Here is an 18,876-nt window from a genome sequence, read left to right on the forward strand (position 1 = left end):
TGCTGCGTGCCTGTCGTCTGTGGAGCACAACCCGCTTCCTGACATGGCAGAGACGATGATCATCAATCGTTTCGGCGCGATCTCGGCGGTCCACGGCGGACGTCCGGCCCTTCTCGGTGAGACCCACGAGGTCACCTACACCGAGCTGGCCGGGGCGGCCGGCGGGCACGCTGCCGTGTTCGCCGCCGCGGGCCTGCGCGCCGGAGACCGGATCGCGCTGCTCACCGCACACGGTGCGCCCACCGTGGCGGCGCTGCTCGGCGCCCTCGCCGCCGGGTGCGCGTACGTGCCGCTGGACCCGGGTTTCCCGGTCGCCCGGCTGCGCCACATGGTCGACGCCGCCGGCGTCACCGCCGTGGCCTGCGCCGCCGAGCACCGCGACCTGGCGTCCACGCTGGCCGGTGACCGCGTGGTCGTGCCGCTGGACGAGGTGCCGCCGGCTCCGCTGCGCCCGGTCGCGGCCGACCCGGACGCGCCGGCGTACGTGCTGTTCACCTCCGGCTCCACCGGCGTGCCCAAGGCGGTCGGGCAGACCCACCGCAACCTGGCCCACCTCGTCGACAACCAGATCGCCGCGCTCGGCGTCGGCCCGGACGACCGGCTCAGCCTGCTCGCGTCGTTCAGCTTCGACGCCGCCATCCCCGACCTGTACCCGGCGCTGCTCACCGGCGCCGCAGTCGTACCGGTCGACCTGCGCCGCCAGGGGCTCGCGCACGCCGTCGAACAGCTCGACCGGCACCGCGCCACGGTGCTGCACTGCACGCCCACCGTCTACCGCTTCCTGCTCGACACGCTCGGCGCGCGCCGGCTGCCCACGGTGCGGGCGGTACTGCTCGGCGGTGAGCAGGCCACCTGGACCGACGCGGCGCGCGGCCGGGACCGGTTCGCCCCCGGCTGCGTGCTCGTCAACGGCTACGGCGCCACCGAGATGACGTTCGCCGCCCGGCACGCGCAGCAGCTGTCCGAGGTGGACCCGGACGCCCGCGGGCCACTGCCGGTGGGCACCGCCTTCCCCGGCTACCGGCTGGACCTCGACCCGGACACCGGCGAGATCGTGGTGCACAGCCGCCACCTCGCCCCCGGCTACCTCAACCAGGACAGCGACCGCTTCGGCGTCGACGCCGACGGGGTGCGGTCGTACCGCACCGGTGACCTGGGCCGGCTGCTGCCCGGCGGGGAGCTGGTCTGCCTCGGCCGGCTCGACCGGCAGGTCAAGGTGCGTGGGCACCGGGTCGAGCTGACCGAGATCGAGGCCGTGCTGTCCGCCCAGCCCGGCGTCGCGGGCGTCCGCGCCGTCGTCCGGGCCGGCGAACTGCTCGCGTACGCCCGCCCGGCCGGCGCCCGCCCCGACCCGGTGGCGCTGCGCGCGGCGCTGATCGCCGCGCTGCCCGACTACGCGGTGCCCCGCGCGGTGGTGGTGGTCGACGAGTTCCCGCTCACCGTCACCGGCAAAATCGACGAGCGGGCGCTGCCCGACCCGGTCACCGAGGTGCCGGCCGAGGAGGCCCCGGCCACCGAGACCGAGCGCGCCGTGCACGACATCTGGTGCGCGGTGCTGGGCCGCGACGCGGTCGCCCGCACCGCCAGCTTCTTCGACGTGGGCGGGCAGTCGCTGCTGCTGGGCCAGGTGCAGCAGCGCCTCGCCGAGCGGTTCGGCGTACGGCTGCCGATGCTGCGCCTGTTCGACCACCCGAGTATCGCCGCCCAGGCGGCGCTGCTGGACGCCCCGCCCGAGGCGGTCCGCGCCCCGGTGCTGCCCGCGCCCGCCGCGCCGGTCCGCGCCGCCCGCGAGTACACCGGCGACGAGATCGCCGTGGTCGGCGTCGCCGGGCGGTTCCCCGGCGCTCCCGACGTGGCCACGTTCTGGTGGAACCTGTGCACCGGCGTCGACTCGGTGCACGACCACACCGACGAGGAGCTGGCCGCGCTCGGCGTCGGCCCGGCCCTGCGCGCCGACCCCCGGCACGTCCGCGCCACCGGCCGGCTCGACGGGGTGGCCGACTTCGACGCCGAGTTCTTCGGCTTCGGCGCCGACGAGGCCGCCCGCACCGACCCGCAGCACCGGCTGTTCCTGGAGACCGCCTGGGAGGCGCTGGAGGACTCCGGGCACGACCCGGCGCGCTTCCCCGGCCTGGTCGGCGTCTACGCCGCCACCTCGGCCAACCGCTACTTCCTGTTCCACCTGATGGACAACCCGGCGGTGGTCGGCGACGTCGACCCGGACGACTGGGAGGCCCGGCTCGTCGGCCGCCAGTTCACCGACCACCTGCCCGGTCAGGTGGCATACCGGCTCGGCCTGACCGGCCCGGCGATGGCCGTGCAGAGCGCCTGCTCCAGCTCACTCGTCGCGGTCTGCGTGGCCGCGCAGAGCCTCGCCGACTACCAGTGCGACCTGGCCCTGGCCGGCGGCGCCACGGTGATGTGGCCCCGGCACCGCTCGGGCGGGCTCGCCTCGCCCGACGGCCGGTGCCGCGCCTTCGACGAGGCCGCGAACGGTTCCGGCTTCGGCTCCGGCGCTGGCGTTGTGGCGTTGCGCCGGCTCGCCGACGCGCAGGCCGACGGCGACCGCATCTACGCGATCCTGCCCGGCTGGGCGGTCACAAACGACGGCCCGGACCGGGCCGGCTTCGCCGTGCCCGGCCCGGCCGGACAGGCCGCCGCCGTCGCGAACGCGCTCGCCACCGCCGAGGTCGCGCCGGGCGAGGTCCGCTTCGTCGAGGGCCACGGCAGCGGTACGCCGCTCGGCGACGCCATCGAGGTCGCCGCGCTGCACGAGGTGTACGCGGGCGCCGCGCCCGCCGACTCCACGGCGCTCGGCTCGGTGAAGACGAACATCGGTCACCTCGACGCGGCCGCCGGCATCGCCGGGCTGATCAAGACGGTGCTGGCCGTCCGGCACGGGGTGATCCCGCCGAACCTGCACTTCACCCGCCCGCACCCGGAGATCGACCTGGCCGCCGGACCGTTCTACGTGCCCACCAAGGCGCGGGACTGGCCGGACGACGCGCGCCGGGTCGCCGGGGTGAGCGCGTTCGGTCTGGGCGGCACCAACGCGCACGTCGTGGTGGAACAGCCACCGCCGGCCGAACCGGCCGACCCGCCCGGCGAGGGGCCGTGGCTGCTGCCGGTGTCGGCGCGTACCCCGGCAGCGCTGCGGGCCGCGCTGGAACGGCTGCGGGCCCACCTGGCCGGGGCCGTCCCGGCGCTGCCCGACGTGGCCGCCACGCTGGCGCTGGGCCGGCGGGCGTTCGCCCACCGGGCGGCGGTGGTCGCCGCCGACCTGCCGTCCGCGCTGTCCGCGCTGGACGTGCTGCTCGACACCGGCGCCCGCCTCGCCGGTGACGGCGGGCCGCTGCGCGAGACGGCCGCCGAGTGGGTCGCCGGGCACGACGTCGACTGGCACGCGCTGCACCCCGAGGGCACGGTGCGCCGCACCGAACTGCCCACCTACCCGTTCCAGCGCCGCCGGCACTGGATCGACCCCGTGCAGAAAGGTCCACGGTGAACTGGTTCGTCTCCGCCGGAAGCCGACCCGAGGCGCCGGTGCGTTTGTTCTGCCTGCCCTACGCCGGAGCGGGCGCCAGCGCGTTCCGGCGCTGGGCGGACGAGTTCGGCGCCGGTGTCGACGTGGTGCCGGTGCAACTGCCCGGCCGGGAGAACCGGATCACCGAGGACCCGCGCTTCCACGTCGCCGACGTGGCCGACGCGATCGCCTCCCGCGCCGACCGCCCGTACGCGATCTACGGCCACTCGATGGGCGGACGGCTCGGCTTCGACGTGGTCCGCGAGCTGCGCCGCACCGGCCGCCCGCTGCCGCTGCGGCTCTACGTCGGCGGCGCCCGCGCCCCGCACATCGACGGGCCTGGTCCGTTCGACGGGTTGTCCCGGGCGAGCGACGAGGAACTGCTGCGCCGCCTCGGCGACGGCGGCGGCCTCCCCGCCGAACTGCTCGACCACCCCGAGCTGGTGGAACTGCTGCTGCCGCTGCTGCGCGCCGACTTCGACCGGGTCGACAGCTACCGCCACGTACCGGGCGAGCCGCTGCCGGTGCCGATCGTCGTGTTCGCCGGCCGTACCGACCGGGCGGTCAGCCGGGAACAGAGCGCCGCCTGGGCCGACCACACCGCCGCCGGGTTCGCCCTGCACGAGCTGGACGGCGGGCACTTCTTCCTGCACGACCGGCTGCCCGAGCTGGCCGCGCTGATCCGGGCCGACCTGACCGCCGCGCCAACAGACACCCGCCCCGGCACGCCGGACGCGGGTCCGGACCCGGTGCGCGCCGCCGGTCGCGGGACCGCCGGCGCCGCGCACCGGGTTCCGCTCGGCGACACCGGCTGGTCGGTGTGGCGCGACGCGGTGCTGCGGACCACCGGCTTCCCGGCCGGCGGACTGGAGCTGTTCAGCGCGCCCCGGGCCGCCGCGGCGGCTGACGAGCTGCTGGCCACCGGCGCCGGTGCGGACCGGTTCGACAAGGAGTTCGAGGAGGCGCTGCGCGCCGGCGCGCAGCGGTTCAGCGAGCTGGCCGCCGACCCGCTGCTGCGCGAGGCGGTCACCTGGCAGAACCGGGGCGCGCTCGTCGCCTTCGACGGGCTGGTCCGGGGCGGCGCCGACGCGGCCCGCAACGTACGCCGCCGGGACCGCGAGCGGGCGCTGCTGAAGTACTGGCAGCGCTACTGCGGCAAGAACGAGACGGTCGGCTTCTTCGGCCCCAGTTGCTGGGTCGCCGTCGATCCCGCACAGCTGGAGGTTGCCCTGGTCAACCCCGGCGAGAGCCTGACCCGGCGGCGCTGGGTGTGGTTCGAGTCGTGGGCGCTGTCCGCGTACGCCGAACGGATCGGCGCGGACCCGGCGGTGCGGCGGTGGTGGCCGCCGATGCTGCGGGCCCACCTGGCCGTCCGGGACCGGGACGTGCTGCGGCCCGGCCGCCCGCCGCTGACGCTGACCCCGGTCGAGGCGGCGCTGCTGCGCGCGGCCGACGGCCGGCGGGCCGCCGCCGACCTGGTGGCCGACCCGGCGATCGGGCTGCGCCGCCCGGAGGACGGGTACGCGCTGCTCGACCGGCTGGCCGAGCGGGAACTGATCACCTGGGACGCGGCCCTGCCGGTCAGCCCGGACGCCGAGCGGGTGCTGGCCGCGCGGATCGACGCGATCGGCGACGAGCCGGCCCGCGCCGCCGCCCGCGCCGGGTTCGACCGGCTGCGCGCCGCCCGCGACGCGGTGGCCGCCGCGGCCGGTGACGCGGACCGGCTGCGTGCCGCCCTGGACGCGCTGGACGCCACGTTCACCGAGCTGACCGGCGTGCCCGCGGTACGCCGGGCCGGGCAGATGTACGCCGGCCGCACGGTCTGCTACGAGGACAGCGCCCGGGACCTCGACGTGGTGTTCGGCGCGCCGCTGCTGGCCGAGCTGGCCGCGCCGCTGGACGTGCTGCTGCGCGCCGCCCGCTGGCTTGCCAACGCGCTCGCCCGCGCCTACCTGGACGTGCTGCGTGGCCTGTACGAGGAGCTGCGCGCCGAGTCCGGCGCCCCGGTGCCGCTGGCCGACCTGTGGTTCCTGGCCCAGGGCATGTTCTGGGGCGACGGGGAACGGCCGGTCGACGCGGTCGCGGCGGACTTCGCGGCCCGCTGGGCCGGACTGTTCGGCCTGGACACGCTGCCCGCCGGCACCACAGACGTGCGGCTGCGCGCGGCCGACCTCGCCGACCGGATCGACGCGGTGTTCCCCGGCACCGGTCCGGAGTGGTCCAACGCCGCCATGCACAGCCCCGACCTGCAGATCTGCGCCACCGACGCGGACGCGCTGCGGCGCGGCGACTACACGGTGGTGCTCGGTGAGCTGCACGCCGCCTGGTCGTCGTTCGACTGCGCCGTGTTCACCCCGTCGCACCCGGACGTGGAACGGCTGCGCGACGCGCTCGCCGCCGACCTCGGGCGGCGGCGGGTCCGGCTGCTGTTCCCGGCCGACTGGCCGCGGCGGACCAGCCGTACCGCCGAGTCGCTGACCGGCCCGACCGACAGGCACCTGGCGTTCCTCGACGCGCCCGGCGCCGACCCGGCCCGCGTGCTGCCCACCGTCGGCCTGGTCGTCGACGAGGTGGACGGCGAACTGGTGGCCACCGCCACGGACGGGCAGCGCTGGCCGCTCGTCGAGATCTTCGCCGAGCCGCTCAGCGCGCACGCCGTGGACGGGTTCAAGCTGGTCGCCGCCGCGCCGTACACGCCCCGCATCACCGTGGACCGGCTGGTGCTGGCCCGGCAGACGTGGCGGACCACGGTGGGCGGGAGCGGCCTCGCCGTACCGAACGGCGAGCGGGACCGGTTCCTCGCCGTCCGGGACTGGCGGCGCCGCCTCGGCCTGCCCGAGCAGGTGTACGTCAAGCTCGGCACCGAGACCAAACCCTGCTTCGTGGACCTGTCCGCGCCGGCGTTCGCCACCACGCTCTGCGCGATGGTGCGCGCCGCCCGGGTCGACGGCGGCGACGACGTGTCGTTCACGGTGAGCGAGATGCTGCCCGGCCCGGAACAGGCGTGGGTGCCCGACGGCCGGGGCCGCCGTTACTTCAGCGAGCTGCGCCTGCACATCACCGACACCGGGCGGGAGGACCACCGGTGAGCCACCTGCTGCCCCTGGGCGACACCGGCTGGTCGGTGTGGCGGGACGTGGTCCTGCGTACCGCCGGGTTCCCGGCCGCCGGGCTGGACCGGTTCGCCGCGCCCGACTGCGCCGCCGCCGCGGACGCGCTGCTCGCCGGCGACACCGGCGCCGAGGTGTTCGGCAAGGCCCTGGCCGACGCGTTCGCGGAGTCCTCCGCGGTGGCCGGTGAGCTGGCCGGCGACCCGCTGCTGCGCGAGGCGGTGACCTGGCAGAACCCGGACATGCTGATCGCGCTGGACGGGCTGCTGCGCACCGACCCGGGGGTGCGCAACGTCCGCCGCCGCAAGCGTGAACTGAGCCTGCTGCGCTACTGGCAGCGCTACTGCGGCAAGGCCGAGACCATCGGCTTCTTCGGCCCGGTCTGCTGGGGCACGTTCGACACGTCCCGGCCCGGCGTGACCACAGTGCCCGGCGGGACGCTGGTGCACCGGCGGCGGGTCTACTTCGAGGCGTGGGCGCTCATCGCGTACGCCGACCGGCTCGCCGACGACCTCGCGGTGCGCCGCTGGTGGGCGCCGGCCCTGCAACCCCACCTGACCGTCGCCGGGCGGGAACTGCGCTGGCCGATGCACCCGCCGATCGCGCTGACCCCGGTCGAGGCGCTGGTGCTCGGCGCCTGCGACGGGCGGACGCCCGCGCTGGATCTGGCGCGGCGGCTGTGCGACGCCGGTGAGGTGCACAGCGCCGACGACGTCTACCTGCTGCTCGACCGGTGGGTGGAGCGCGGCCGGCTCAGCTGGGGCGCGAACCTGCCGATCGCGCCCGACGCCGAGCGGGTGCTCGAAGCGCGGATCGCCGCGATCGGCGACGAGCCGGTCCGCGCCGCCACGGCGGCCGGGTTCGACCGGCTGCGCGCCGCCCGCGACGAGGTGGCCGCCGCGGCCGGCGACCCGGACCGGCTCGGTGCCGCGCTCGCCGCCCTCAACGCCGAGTTCACCGCCGTCACCGGCCGCCCGGCCACCCGGCACAGCGGGCAGATGTACGCCGGCCGCACCGTCTGCTACGAGGAGACCGCCCGCGACCTGGAGTTCCGGATCGGGTCGGCGGTCGTCGAGGCGCTCGCCGAGCCGCTGGCGGTGGTGCTGCGGACCGCCCGCTGGTTCACCGCCGAGGTGGCCACCCGCTGCGGCGAGGTCTTCGCCGAGCTGCACGAGGAACTGGCCGCCGACGGCGAGCCGGTGCGGCTGGCCGACCTGTGGCTGCTGGCCCAGGGCACGCTCGTCGCCCCGGACGGCCCGATCGGCCGGGCCGGCGCCACGCTCACCGCGCGCTGGGCCGAGCTGTTCGGCCTGGCCGACCTGCCCGCGGGGCAGGCGGAGCTGCGGCTGTGCGCGGCGGACCTGACCGAGCGGGCCCGGGAGCTGTTCCCGGCCGAGACGCCCGGCTGGCCGTCGGCCCGGCTGCACAACCCGGACGTGCAGCTCAGCGCCGCCTCGCCGGAGGCCGTCGAGCGCGGCGACTTCCTGCTGGTGCTCGGCGAGCTGCACCCGGCGTCCGTCGCGTTCGACAGCGCGGTGCTCAGCCCGTTCCACCCGGATCCGGCCGCGCTGCGCGCCGACCTCGACGCCGACCTGGGCCCGGTGCGGCTGCGGGTGCTCTGGCCGGACAGCTTCCCCCGCCGCACCACGCGCACCACGTACGCGCTGACCGGCCCGGCCGACCGCCAGCTCGGCATCGACACCGCGCACGGCGCCGACGTGGACCGCCTCGTCCCGGCCACCACGGTGCTCGTCGAACGCACCGGCGACACGCTCACCGCGGTCTTCCCCGACGGCGCCCGCTGGCCGCTGATGGAGGTGTTCGCCACGCTGCTCGGCTCGCTGCTGCTGGACGCGTTCAAGCTGCTCGGCGCAGCCGCGTACACGCCCCGCATCACCATCGACCGGCTGGTCGTGGCCCGGCGCACCTGGCGCACCACGGCAGGGGCGTGCGGGCTGGGCGGCCACCCCGACGAGACCGCCCGCTACCTGGCGGTACGCCGCTGGCGCGCCGAGACCGGCCTGCCCGAGCGGGTGTTCGTCAAGGTCGGCACCGAGATCAAACCCTGCTACGTGGACCTGACCGGCCCGCTGTACGCGCAGTCGCTGTGCGCGATGGTCGACGCCGCGCTGCGTACCGGCCCGGACGTGCCGGTGGTGGTCTCCGAACTGCTGCCCGCACCCACCGAGGCGTGGGTGCCCGACGCGCGTGGCCGCGGTTACGTCAGCGAACTGCGCCTCCAGATCACCGACCCGGCCGAGCACCTTGGAGCACTCCGGTGACCGACACCCTGACCGCCGGCGCCGTCCACGGCAGCGACCTGCCCTGGCCGGACGCCACCCTCGCCGACCTGATCACCGCGCAGGCGGCCCGTACCCCGGACGCGGTGGCGGTGCGCCAGTGGGACACCCGGCTCACCTACCGGCAGCTCGTCGACCGGGCCGCCGGGGTGGCCGCCGCGCTGCGCGAGCACGGCGCCGGCCGGGGCGACCGGGTCGGGGTGTGCGGCGCGCGTACCCCCGACCTGGTGGTCACGGTGGTCGGCGTGCTGCTCGCCGGGGCCGCGTACGTGCCGCTGGAGCCCGGCGGCCCCCGGGCCCGGCTGCGCGGCATCGCCCGCGACGCGGGCGTCCGCCTGGTGGTCGGCGACGCGGCGGCGGCCGAGTTCGGCGACGAGCCCGGCGTGACGGCCTTCGGCCTGCCCGGCCCGGCTCCGCTCGTGCCCTGCCCGGCCCGCCCCGGCGACCCGGCGTACGTGCTGTTCACCTCCGGCTCCACCGGCCGCCCCAAGGGCGTGCTGACCACCCACCGCAACGCTGTCGAGTTCGTCACCGGCGTGACCGCGCTGACCGGCGCCGACGCCTCGGTCCGCAGCCTCGGCATCGCCTCGCTCGGCTTCGACGCGGCCACCATGGACCTGTTCGTGCCGCTCACGCTCGGCGGTGCGGTGCAGCTGCTCGGCGCCGACGACCGGGCCGACCCGGTACGGCTGGCCCGGTTCGTCGCCGAGCACGAGGTGACCTGGGGCTTCATCACCCCGACCGTGCTGGCGCTGCTGGACCCGGCCGCGTTCCCGACGTGGCGGGTGCTGCTCTGCGGCGGCGAGGCGGTCCCGGCCGAACTGGTCGCCCGCTGGGCGCCCGGCCGGCGGTTCCTCAACGGCTACGGCCCGACCGAGACCACGGTGCTGGCGGTGACCTGCGACCTCACCCTGGCCGACACCGACCCGATGCCGATCGGCCGGCCGCTGCCCAACCACCGGGCGTACGTGGTCGACGCCGACCTGCGGCCGGTGCCGGCGGGAGAGACCGGTGAGCTGCTGATCGGCGGGCCCGGCCTGGCCGACGGCTACCTCAACCGGCCCGGCCTGACCGCCGGGCGGTTCGTGCCCGACCCGTTCGGCGACGTCCCCGGCGAACGGCTCTACCGCACCGGCGACCTGGTCCGGCAGGGCCCGGACGGCCGGATCGTCTATCTCGGCCGCGCCGACCGGCAGGTCAAGGTGCGCGGCCAGCGCATCGAGCTGGGCGAGATCGAGGCGGTGCTGGCCGCCCACCCGGGCGTCGAGCGGGTAGCCGTGGAGGCGGTGCCCGGCCCGGCCGGCGCCGAGCTGGTCGCGTTCCTCACCCCGGCCGGGGCGCCGGACCACGACGAGCTGCGGGCGTACGCGCACACGCGGCTCACCACCGCGATGCTGCCCGCCCGGACGGTGCGGCTGGACGCGCTGCCGGTCAGCGCCACCACCGGCAAGCTGGACCGGCCGGCGCTGCGCGAGCTGGCCACCACCGCCCCGGCCACCGTGGACGACGCGCCCGCCGACGACGACCCGGTGACGGCGGCGGTCCGGCGCGTCTGGACCCGGCTCCTCGGCGCCGCGCCCGCCCCGGACAGCGACTTCCTCGCCGCCGGCGGCAACTCGATCGCCGCGATGCGGCTGGTCGCGGCGCTGCGCGCGGAACTGGGCCGGCACGTCGACACGCGGGTGCTGTTCGCCGACCGCACGTTCGCCGCGCTGGTGGACCGGGTCCGCGCCGCCGACCCCGCCGACGCCGACGGGCTGACCACCGGCAACCCGCCGACGCTGTCCCCGCCGCAGCGGCGGCTGTGGTTCATGGACCAGCTCGCCCCGTCCAGCGCGCCCTACAACATCGCGGTCGCGCACCGGCTGCGCGGGCCGCTTGACGTCCCCGCGCTCGGCGCCGCGCTGCGGGCCGTCGCCGAACGGCACGACGTGCTGCGCTGGCGCATCCCGTGCAACGGCGGCGTGCCGTACGCGGTCCGCGAGGAACCGACCGACGTGGCGGTGCCGGTGGTCGACCTGACCGGCTCCGCCGACCCGGACGGTGAGCTGGCCGGCATGCTCGCGGCCGGCGCCGGGCACGCGTTCGACCTCGCCACCGGCCCGCCCTGGCAGGTGACCGTGTACCGGCTCGCCGCGCGGGAGCACGTGCTCGCGATCACCGTGCACCACGCGGTCTTCGACGGCTGGTCCGAGGCGCTGCTCTACGACGAGCTGGCACTCGCGTACGCCCGCGCCCTCGGCCGGTCCGTGCCGGGCCGCCCGCCGCTGCCCGCCACGTACGCCGACTACGCGGTGTGGCGGGCCGACCGGGACCGGCGCCGGGGCGAGACGGACCTGGCCTGGTGGACCGCGCACCTGACCGGCGCGCCGACGGTGCTGGACCTGCCCCGCGACCGTCCCCGCCCGGCCGTGCAGACGTACGCCGGGTCGGAGGCCGCGGTGCGGCTGGACGAGACCGCCGACCGGGCCGTACGCGACCTGGCCGCCCGGCGCGGCACCACTGTCGCGGCGGTGCTGCTTGCCGCGTTCGGTGAGCTGCTGCGCCGGGTCACCGGCGGCGACGAGCACGTGCTCGGCGCGATCGTCGCCGACCGGCGACTCGCCGCGTTCGACGAGGTGATCGGTTTCTTCATCGACACCGTGCCGGTGCGGTTCCGCTCCGGCGGCGCGAGCTTCGCCGAGCAGGTCGACCGGGCCGCCGCCGAGCTGCACGAGGTCACCGCCCACCCGGGCGCGCCGCTGGAACGCATCGTCGAGACGCTCGGCGTGGGCCGGGACACCTCCCGTGCCCCGCTGGTGCAGGTGCTGTTCAACGTGCTCAACTTCGTCGCGCCCCGGCTGGCGCTGACCGGCCTGGCCGTCGAGCCGGTGCCGGTGCCCAAGCCCGGGTCGCCGTTCGACCTGACCGTCTACGTGGTGGAGCGCGACGGCCGGGCCGGCGTCGAGGTGGTGCACAACCCGGACCTGTTCGAGGCCGACCGGATCGAAGCACTCCTGGCCGACCTGGCCGCGCTGGTCGGCGCGCTCGCCGCCGACCCGGACACGCCGGCCGCCGAGGTGGCGCCCGAACTGCCCCGCCCGGCGGTGCGGGTCGCGGCGCTCGGCGCGATGACGGTCGCCACCGCCGAACCGGCCCGCCCGCCGTTGCCCGCCGGCTCGGACGCGCTCACCGGGACCGAGGAGCTGATCGCCGGGATCTGGCGGGACGTGCTCGGCCGCGACGCGGTGGGCGTGAGCGACAACTTCTTCGACATCGGCGGCCACTCGATGGCCCTGGCCGCCGTGCACGCCCGCCTCACCGAGGCCACCGGCCGCTCGGTCACCATGCTCGACCTGTTCCGCCACCCGACCGTACGGGCGCTCGCCGCAAGCCTCGACGGGGCCGCCGACCGGCCGGAACTGGCCCGCGCCGCGATGCGCGCCGCCGCCCGGCGGGGCCGCGCCCGCCGGACCCCGCCACCCCGCCGACCTCACCAGTGACGCGATCCCTTGTGAATGAAGGAACCCCCATGCAGAACGACATTCCCGCCGACGACGGCGTCGAGCCCATCGCGATCGTCGGGCTCGCCGCCCGGCTGCCCGGCGCGGCCGACGTCGACGAGTTCTGGCGCAACCTGGTCGACGGCGTGGAGTCGACGACCGAGCTGACCCGCGAGGAGCAGCTCGCCCGCGGCGCCCAGCCGCAGGAGGTCGACGACCCGGGCTGGGTCAACCGCGCCCCGCTGGTGGACGGCTACGACGAGTTCGACGCCGGGCTGTTCGGGATGACCGCCCGCGAGGCCGAGATCACCGACCCGCAGCACCGGCTGTTCCTGGAGACCTGCTACACGGCGCTGCAGGACGCCGGCTACGACCCGGGCCGCTACGACGGCGCGGTGGGCGTCTACGCCGGCACCGGCGGCAACACGTACCTGCACCGCAACGTGTACCGCAACAAGCGGGTCGGCGGGAACCCGCACGGCGCGGTCTCGCTGGCCACCGGCAACTCGCCGAACTACGTGGCCACGAACGTGTCGTACCGGCTGGACCTGCGCGGCCCCAGTCTCACCGTGCACACCGCCTGCTCCACCTCGCTGGTGGCGTTCCACCTGGCCTGTGAGGCGCTGCGCAACGGCGAGTGCGACATGGCCCTCGCGGGTGGCGTCAACATCGAGCTGCCGCACGTCGGCTACCTCGGCATGGACGGCTTCACCTCGCCGGACGGGCGGTGCCGGCCGTTCGACGCCGGAGCGAACGGCACGGTGTGGGGCAGCGGGGTCGGCGTGACGCTGCTCAAGCGGCTCTCCGACGCGATCGCCGACGGCGACACCATCCGCGCGGTGGTGCTCGGCAACGCCATCAACAACGACGGCGCCGGGAAGGTCGGCTTCACCGCCCCCAGCATCGACGGGCAGATGGAGGCCATCGCCCAGGCCGTCGCGCTGGCCGGCGTCGACCCGCGCAGCATCAGCTACGTCGAGGCGCACGGCACCGGCACCGCGCTCGGCGACCCGATCGAGGTCGCCGCGCTGTCCGCCGTCTACACGAAGGACACCGACGAGCGCGGCTGGTGCGGCATCGGCTCGGTGAAGTCGAACATCGGCCACCTCAGCCAGCCCTCCGGCATCGTCAGCGTGATCAAGACGGTGCTGGCGATGGAGCACGGGCTGATCCCGCCGACCATCAACTACGAGAGCCCGAACCCGGCCATCGACTTCGCCGACACCCCGTTCTACGTGGCGAACACGCTGACCAAGTGGGACACCGACGGCGGGCTGCGCCGCGCCGGCGTCAGCTCCTTCGGCATCGGCGGCACCAACGCGCACGTGGTGCTCCAGGAGGCCCCGGCCGCCGGTCGGCAGGAGCCGCCGGTCCGCCCGGCGCACCTGCTCCAGGTGTCGGCGAAGACCCCGACCGCGCTGGACACCGCCGTGCGGCGGCTCGCCGACCACCTGGACAGCGGCGGCGACGTCGCGCTGGCCGACGTGGCGCACACGCTGCGGGTCGGCCGCCAGGCGTACGCCCACCGCGCCGCTGTCGTCGCCGGTGACCCGGCGTCCGCCGCCGCCGCGCTGCGCGAGCGGCGCAAGGGTCACCGGGGCGTCGCCGAGGGCCCCGCGCCCCGGGTGGCGTTCCTGTTCAGCGGCCAGGGCTCGCAGTACGCCGGGATGGGCGCCGAGCTGTACGCGCAGGACAGCGCGTACGCCGCCGCCGTCGACCAGTGCGCCGACCTGCTCCGCCCGGAACTGGGCCTGGACATCCGCGACCTGATCCTGGGCCGCGACCCGGAGGCGGCGGACAAGCTCACGGAGACCCGCTACACCCAGCCCGCCCTGTTCACTGTCGAGTACGCGCTCGCCGCCGCCTGGCGGGCCGCCGGGGTGGCCCCGGCCGCGATGATCGGCCACTCCATCGGCGAGTACGTCGCCGCGACTGTGGCCGGGGTGTTCGACCTCGCCGACGCGCTGCGCGTGGTGGCCGCCCGGGGCCGGCTCATGCACTCCCTGCCGGCCGGTTCGATGCTGGCGGTCACGCTCGACGAGTCGGAGGTGACCGGCAGGCTGCCCGAGGGCCTGTCGGTGGCCACGGTCAACGGCCCCGGCACCTGCGTGGTGGCCGGCGAGACGGCGCTGGTGGAGGAGTTCGCGGCGAGCCTCGGCGGCAAGAACAAGTCGAAGGTGCTGCGCACCTCGCACGCGTTCCACTCGCCGATGATGGACCCGATCCTGGACGAGTTCACCGCGCTGATGGCCACCGTGCCGCTGCGCGCCCCGGCGGTGCCGTTCGTGTCGAACGTGACGGGCACCTGGATCACCGAGGCGCAGGCCACCGACCCGGCGTACTGGGCCGCGCACCTGCGCCGTCCGGTCCGCTTCGGCGCGTGCGTGGCCACGCTGCTCGCCGAGGGCACCTGGGCGCTGGTCGAGTGCGGCCCCGGGCGGCAGCTGGCCAACCTGGCCCGGATGCAGGTCGCCAAGGCCGGCGAGGCGCAGCGCGCGCTGACCCCGCTGGGCAGCCTGCCCGGCCCCGGCGACCAGACCGGCGATCTGGCCGCGCTGCTCGGCACGGCCGGCGCGCTCTGGTGCGCCGGGGTGCCGGTGAGCCTCCCGGCCGACCCGCACGCGCGGCGGGTGCCGCTGCCGACGTACCCGTTCGAGCGGCGCCGCTACTGGATCGACCCGGACCCGGAGCAGGAGCTGGCGGCGGCGCCCGCCGAGACCGGCCCCCGCCCGCTGCCGGAGTGGTTCGCGGTGCCGGTGTGGCGGCAGGCCGCCCCGGCCCGCACCGCCGAGCCGCTGGGCCGCTGCCTGGTGCTGGCCGACGGCCCGCGCGGGGACGCGCTCGTGGCCGCGTTGCGCGCCGCCGGCGACGACCCGGTCGAGGTACGCGCCGGTGAGGCGTTCACCGTCACCGCGAACGGCTTCCGGCTGCGCCCCGGCGTCCGCGCCGACGCCGAGGAACTGGTCGCCGCGCTCGGCGCGGACCTGCCCCGGCGGATCGTGCACGCGTTCGCGCTCGACGGTGAGCCGGCCGGCATCGACACGGCGGCCGCCTGGGCGGCGCAGGAGCGCGGCTTCTTCGGCGCGCTGCACCTGGTGCAGGCGCTGGCCGGCGCCGGTGTGACGGCCGACGAGGCGGGCGTACGCCTGGACCTGGTCACCACCGGCGTCGGCGACGTACGCGGCGACGACCTGACCCGCCCCGAGCACGCCACGCTGGCCGGCCTGGCCCGGGTGCTCCCGGCCGAGCTGCCCGGCCTGACCGTGCGGCTGCTCGACACCGACCCGTCCGCGCGCGGCGTCGCCGCCCTGGTGGCCGAGCTGCGCAGCCCGGTCGACGCCGAGCACCCGGAGGTGGCGCTGCGCGGCGACCGCCGCTGGCTGGCCGGCTACGAGCAGGTCACAGTGGGCGCCGAGGACGAGCCGGGCGTGCTGCGCGAGGAGGGCCGCTACCTGATCACCGGCGGTCTCGGCGGCATCGGCGTCACCCTCGCCGAGGACTTCGCCCGCCGGGCCCGCGCCAAGCTGGTGCTGCTGGCCCGTTCCGGGCTGCCCGGGCGCGAGGAGTGGGACGCGCACCTGGCTGTGCACGGCGGCGCCGACCGGGCCGGGCGGGCCATCGCGGCGATCCGCCGGATGGAGGCCGCCGGCGCCGAGGTGCTGGTGCTCGCCGCCGACGTGACCGACGCGGACGACCTGCGCCGGGTCCGCGAGGAGGCGGAGCGCCGCTTCGGCGGGCTGGACGGCATCGTGCACGCCGCCGGTCTGCCCGGTGGCGGCATGGCCGAGGTGAAGGAGCGCGACGAGGCGCGGCGTGTGCTGGCCCCGAAGCTGGCCGGCACCCTCGCGCTGGCCCGGGTCTTCGGCGACCTGCCGCTGGACTTCGTCGTGCTCTGCTCCTCGATCACCGCGGTGATCGGCGGCTTCGGCCAGGTCGACTACTGCGCCGCGAACAACTTCCTGGACGCCTTCGCGCGCTCCGGCACCGGGTTCCGCGCACCTGTGGTGTCGCAGAACTGGGGCGGCTGGGCCGAGGTCGGCATGGCGGTGGAGACCGCCGCGCCGGCTGCGTTCCGGGCCGCCGGGCGCGACACCGTCACCACTGCGGTCGCCCACCCGGTGCTCACCACGATGGTCGCCGGCCCGGACGGCACGGTGCTGCACGGCCTGGTCTCGGCCGACACCCACTGGCTGCTCGACGAGCACCGGATCGGCGGGGTGCCGGTGGTGCCGGGCACCGCCCACCTGGAGTCGGTACGCGCCGCCGTGGTGGCCGCGCTGCCCGCGCCGGGGCCGGACGCCGCGGTGGAGCTGCGCGACGTGGTGTTCCTGGAGCCGTTCTCGGTGCCGGACGGCACGGTGGCCCAGTACCGGGTGGAGCTGACCCGGACCGAGGACGGCACCGACTTCACGGTCGCCAGCCTCGCCGCCGGGCAGGCCCGCACCCACGTGCGCGGCAGCGCCGGGTGGACCACCGAGGCGGCCCCGCCGGCCGTCGTGCCCGCGGTGGCCGGGCGGCGGGTCGACGACGACGCCTCGTTCGGCCGGGGACGCACCAGCATGCTCACCTTCGGGCCACGCTGGGCGGCGCTGGCCGAGCATCACCTCGCCGACGGCGAGGAACTGGCGAGGGTGCAGGCGCCCGCCGCCGCGCTCGGCGACCTGCCCTCCTGGGGGATGCACCCGGCGCTGCTGGACGTGGCCACCGCGTTCGGCCGGGGGCAGGGCTCCGGCACCTACCTGCCGCTGTCGTACGGCCGGATCGTGGTGCGCGGCGCGCTGCCGGCGACGTTCCACAGTCACCTGCGGCACCGGCCCGCAGCCACCGACGAGGTGGTCGCCGCCGACCTGTCGCTGCGCGACCCGGACGGGCGGGAGCTGGTAGCGGTCAGCGACTTCGTGCTGCGCCGGGTCGACCAGAACGCGGTCACCGGCAACCTGGCCGAGGCCCCGGCGGCGGGCGGTGACGCCCCGGCCCCGGTCACCGAGGACATCCGCCCGGTCGACGGTGCGGAGGCGTTCCGCCGCAGCCTCTCCGCCGGTCTCGGCGCCCAGGTGGTGATCACCACCCGCACCGTGGCCGACATCCGGCGCCGCGCGGCCCGGGTCACCACCGACAGCATCGCCGAGGAGACCGACGCGCCGGCCGGCACGGCGGCGGCCACCGGCGGCGGCTCGGCCGCGCCCGGCACCGAGCTGGAGAAGACCATCGCCCAGGTGTGGCGCGACGGTCTCGGCGTCACCGACGTCGGCGTGGACGACGACTTCTTCGCCCTGGGCGGCAACTCGCTTGTCGCCGTGCAGCTCATCGCCGCCATGCGCAAGGCGACAGGCGTGCGGCTGCCGATGCGCAGCCTCTTCGAGACCCCCACTGTGGCCGGCCTGGCCGCCCGGATCGAGGAGCTGCGCGCCGAGGCGCCCGCCGACGCGCCGGTCGCCCCGGCTGCCATCCCGGCCATCCCGCGGCTGCCCCGCGGCTGACACCCCCGACCAAGGAGACACCGCACCATGAGCGAGACAACCGCGACGCTGCCGGTCGTCGTCGAGAGCGACGGCCGGGCGCTGACCGACCTGATCGCGGCCCGGCGCGCCGAGCTGCGGGACACCCTCGTCGCCAGTGGAGGGCTGCTGTTCCGCGGCTTCGACGTGGGCGGCGTGGACGGCTTCGACCAGGCCGTCCGCGCGCTCGCCGGCGAGCCGCTGACCTACACCGAGCGCTCCTCGCCCCGGCACTCCATCAAGGGCCGGGTCTACACCTCGACCGACTACCCGCCGGACGAGGAGATCTTCCTGCACAACGAGAACTCGTACCAGGCGCGCTGGCCGCTGACGCTGTTCTTCTACTGCGTCACACCGCCGGACACCCAGGGGGCCACGCCGCTGGCCGACGTGCGCCGGGTGTACGAGCTGATCGACCCGGCGGTGCGCGAGGAGTTCGTCCGCCGTCGGTGGATGCTGGTGCGCAACTTCCACGGCGACTTCGGCACCCGCTGGCAGGAGGTGTTCAACACCGAGAGCCGCACCGAGGTCGAGGCGTACGCGGCGGACAACGGGATCACCGTGGAGTGGGTCGGCAAGGACGGCCTGCGTACCCGCGCGGTCCGCGACGTGGTGCACCACCGGCCCGGGTCGGACACGCCGCGCTGGTTCAACCACGCCACCTTCTTCCACCTCAGCACCCTGCCGACTGACTACCAGGAGGGGCTGCTGGCCATGTTCGGCGCCGACGGGCTGCCGTCGAACACCTACTACGGCGACGGCGGCGAGATCCCCGCCGACGTCATGGACCACCTGCGCGCCGCCTACCGGGCCGCCACCGTCCGCTTCGACTACCAGCGCGACGACGTGCTGGTGGTGGACAACATGACCGCCGCGCACGGCCGGGAACCGTTCACCGGTCCCCGCAAGATCGCCGTGGCGATGGCCGAGCCGTACACCCCCGAGACCGCTGGAGCGAACTGA

General features: G+C 76.2%; 6 protein-coding genes. All 6 read left to right on the top strand.

From position 1 onward, the window contains the following. The first annotated feature begins 43 nt into the window (after positions 1-43). The 6 genes from ACGFIA_RS16605 to ACGFIA_RS16630 are packed head-to-tail and all read left to right on the top strand — an operon-like array spanning position 44 to position 18,876. On the top strand, positions 44-3,505 hold the full coding sequence (locus ACGFIA_RS16605) for an AMP-binding protein (RefSeq protein ID WP_393260697.1): 3,462 nt from the start codon (positions 44-46) through the stop codon (positions 3,503-3,505). Then, on the top strand, positions 3,502-6,612 hold the full coding sequence (locus tag ACGFIA_RS16610) for a thioesterase domain-containing protein (RefSeq protein ID WP_393260700.1): 3,111 nt from the start codon (positions 3,502-3,504) through the stop codon (positions 6,610-6,612). The genes ACGFIA_RS16605 and ACGFIA_RS16610 overlap by 4 nt, the downstream gene beginning before the upstream one ends. Then, complete coding sequence (locus ACGFIA_RS16615) at positions 6,609-8,915, top strand: lantibiotic dehydratase (RefSeq protein WP_393260703.1); 2,307 nt, start codon at positions 6,609-6,611, stop codon at positions 8,913-8,915. The genes ACGFIA_RS16610 and ACGFIA_RS16615 overlap by 4 nt, the downstream gene beginning before the upstream one ends. Then, a complete protein-coding gene (locus ACGFIA_RS16620) occupies positions 8,912-12,415 on the top strand; it encodes an amino acid adenylation domain-containing protein (protein WP_393260706.1) in 3,504 nt (1,167 codons plus the stop codon). The genes ACGFIA_RS16615 and ACGFIA_RS16620 overlap by 4 nt, the downstream gene beginning before the upstream one ends. 29 nt (positions 12,416-12,444) lie before the next feature. Then, positions 12,445-17,895, top strand: a complete 5,451-nt coding sequence (locus tag ACGFIA_RS16625) for an SDR family NAD(P)-dependent oxidoreductase (protein ID WP_393260709.1) — start codon at positions 12,445-12,447, stop codon at positions 17,893-17,895. Between the two features lie 27 nt (positions 17,896-17,922). Continuing rightward, complete coding sequence (locus tag ACGFIA_RS16630; RefSeq protein ID WP_357384021.1) at positions 17,923-18,876, top strand: TauD/TfdA family dioxygenase; 954 nt, start codon at positions 17,923-17,925, stop codon at positions 18,874-18,876.

The organism is Micromonospora sp. NPDC049203 (assembly GCF_043197215.1).
Classification (GTDB): Bacteria; Actinomycetota; Actinomycetes; order Mycobacteriales; family Micromonosporaceae; genus Micromonospora.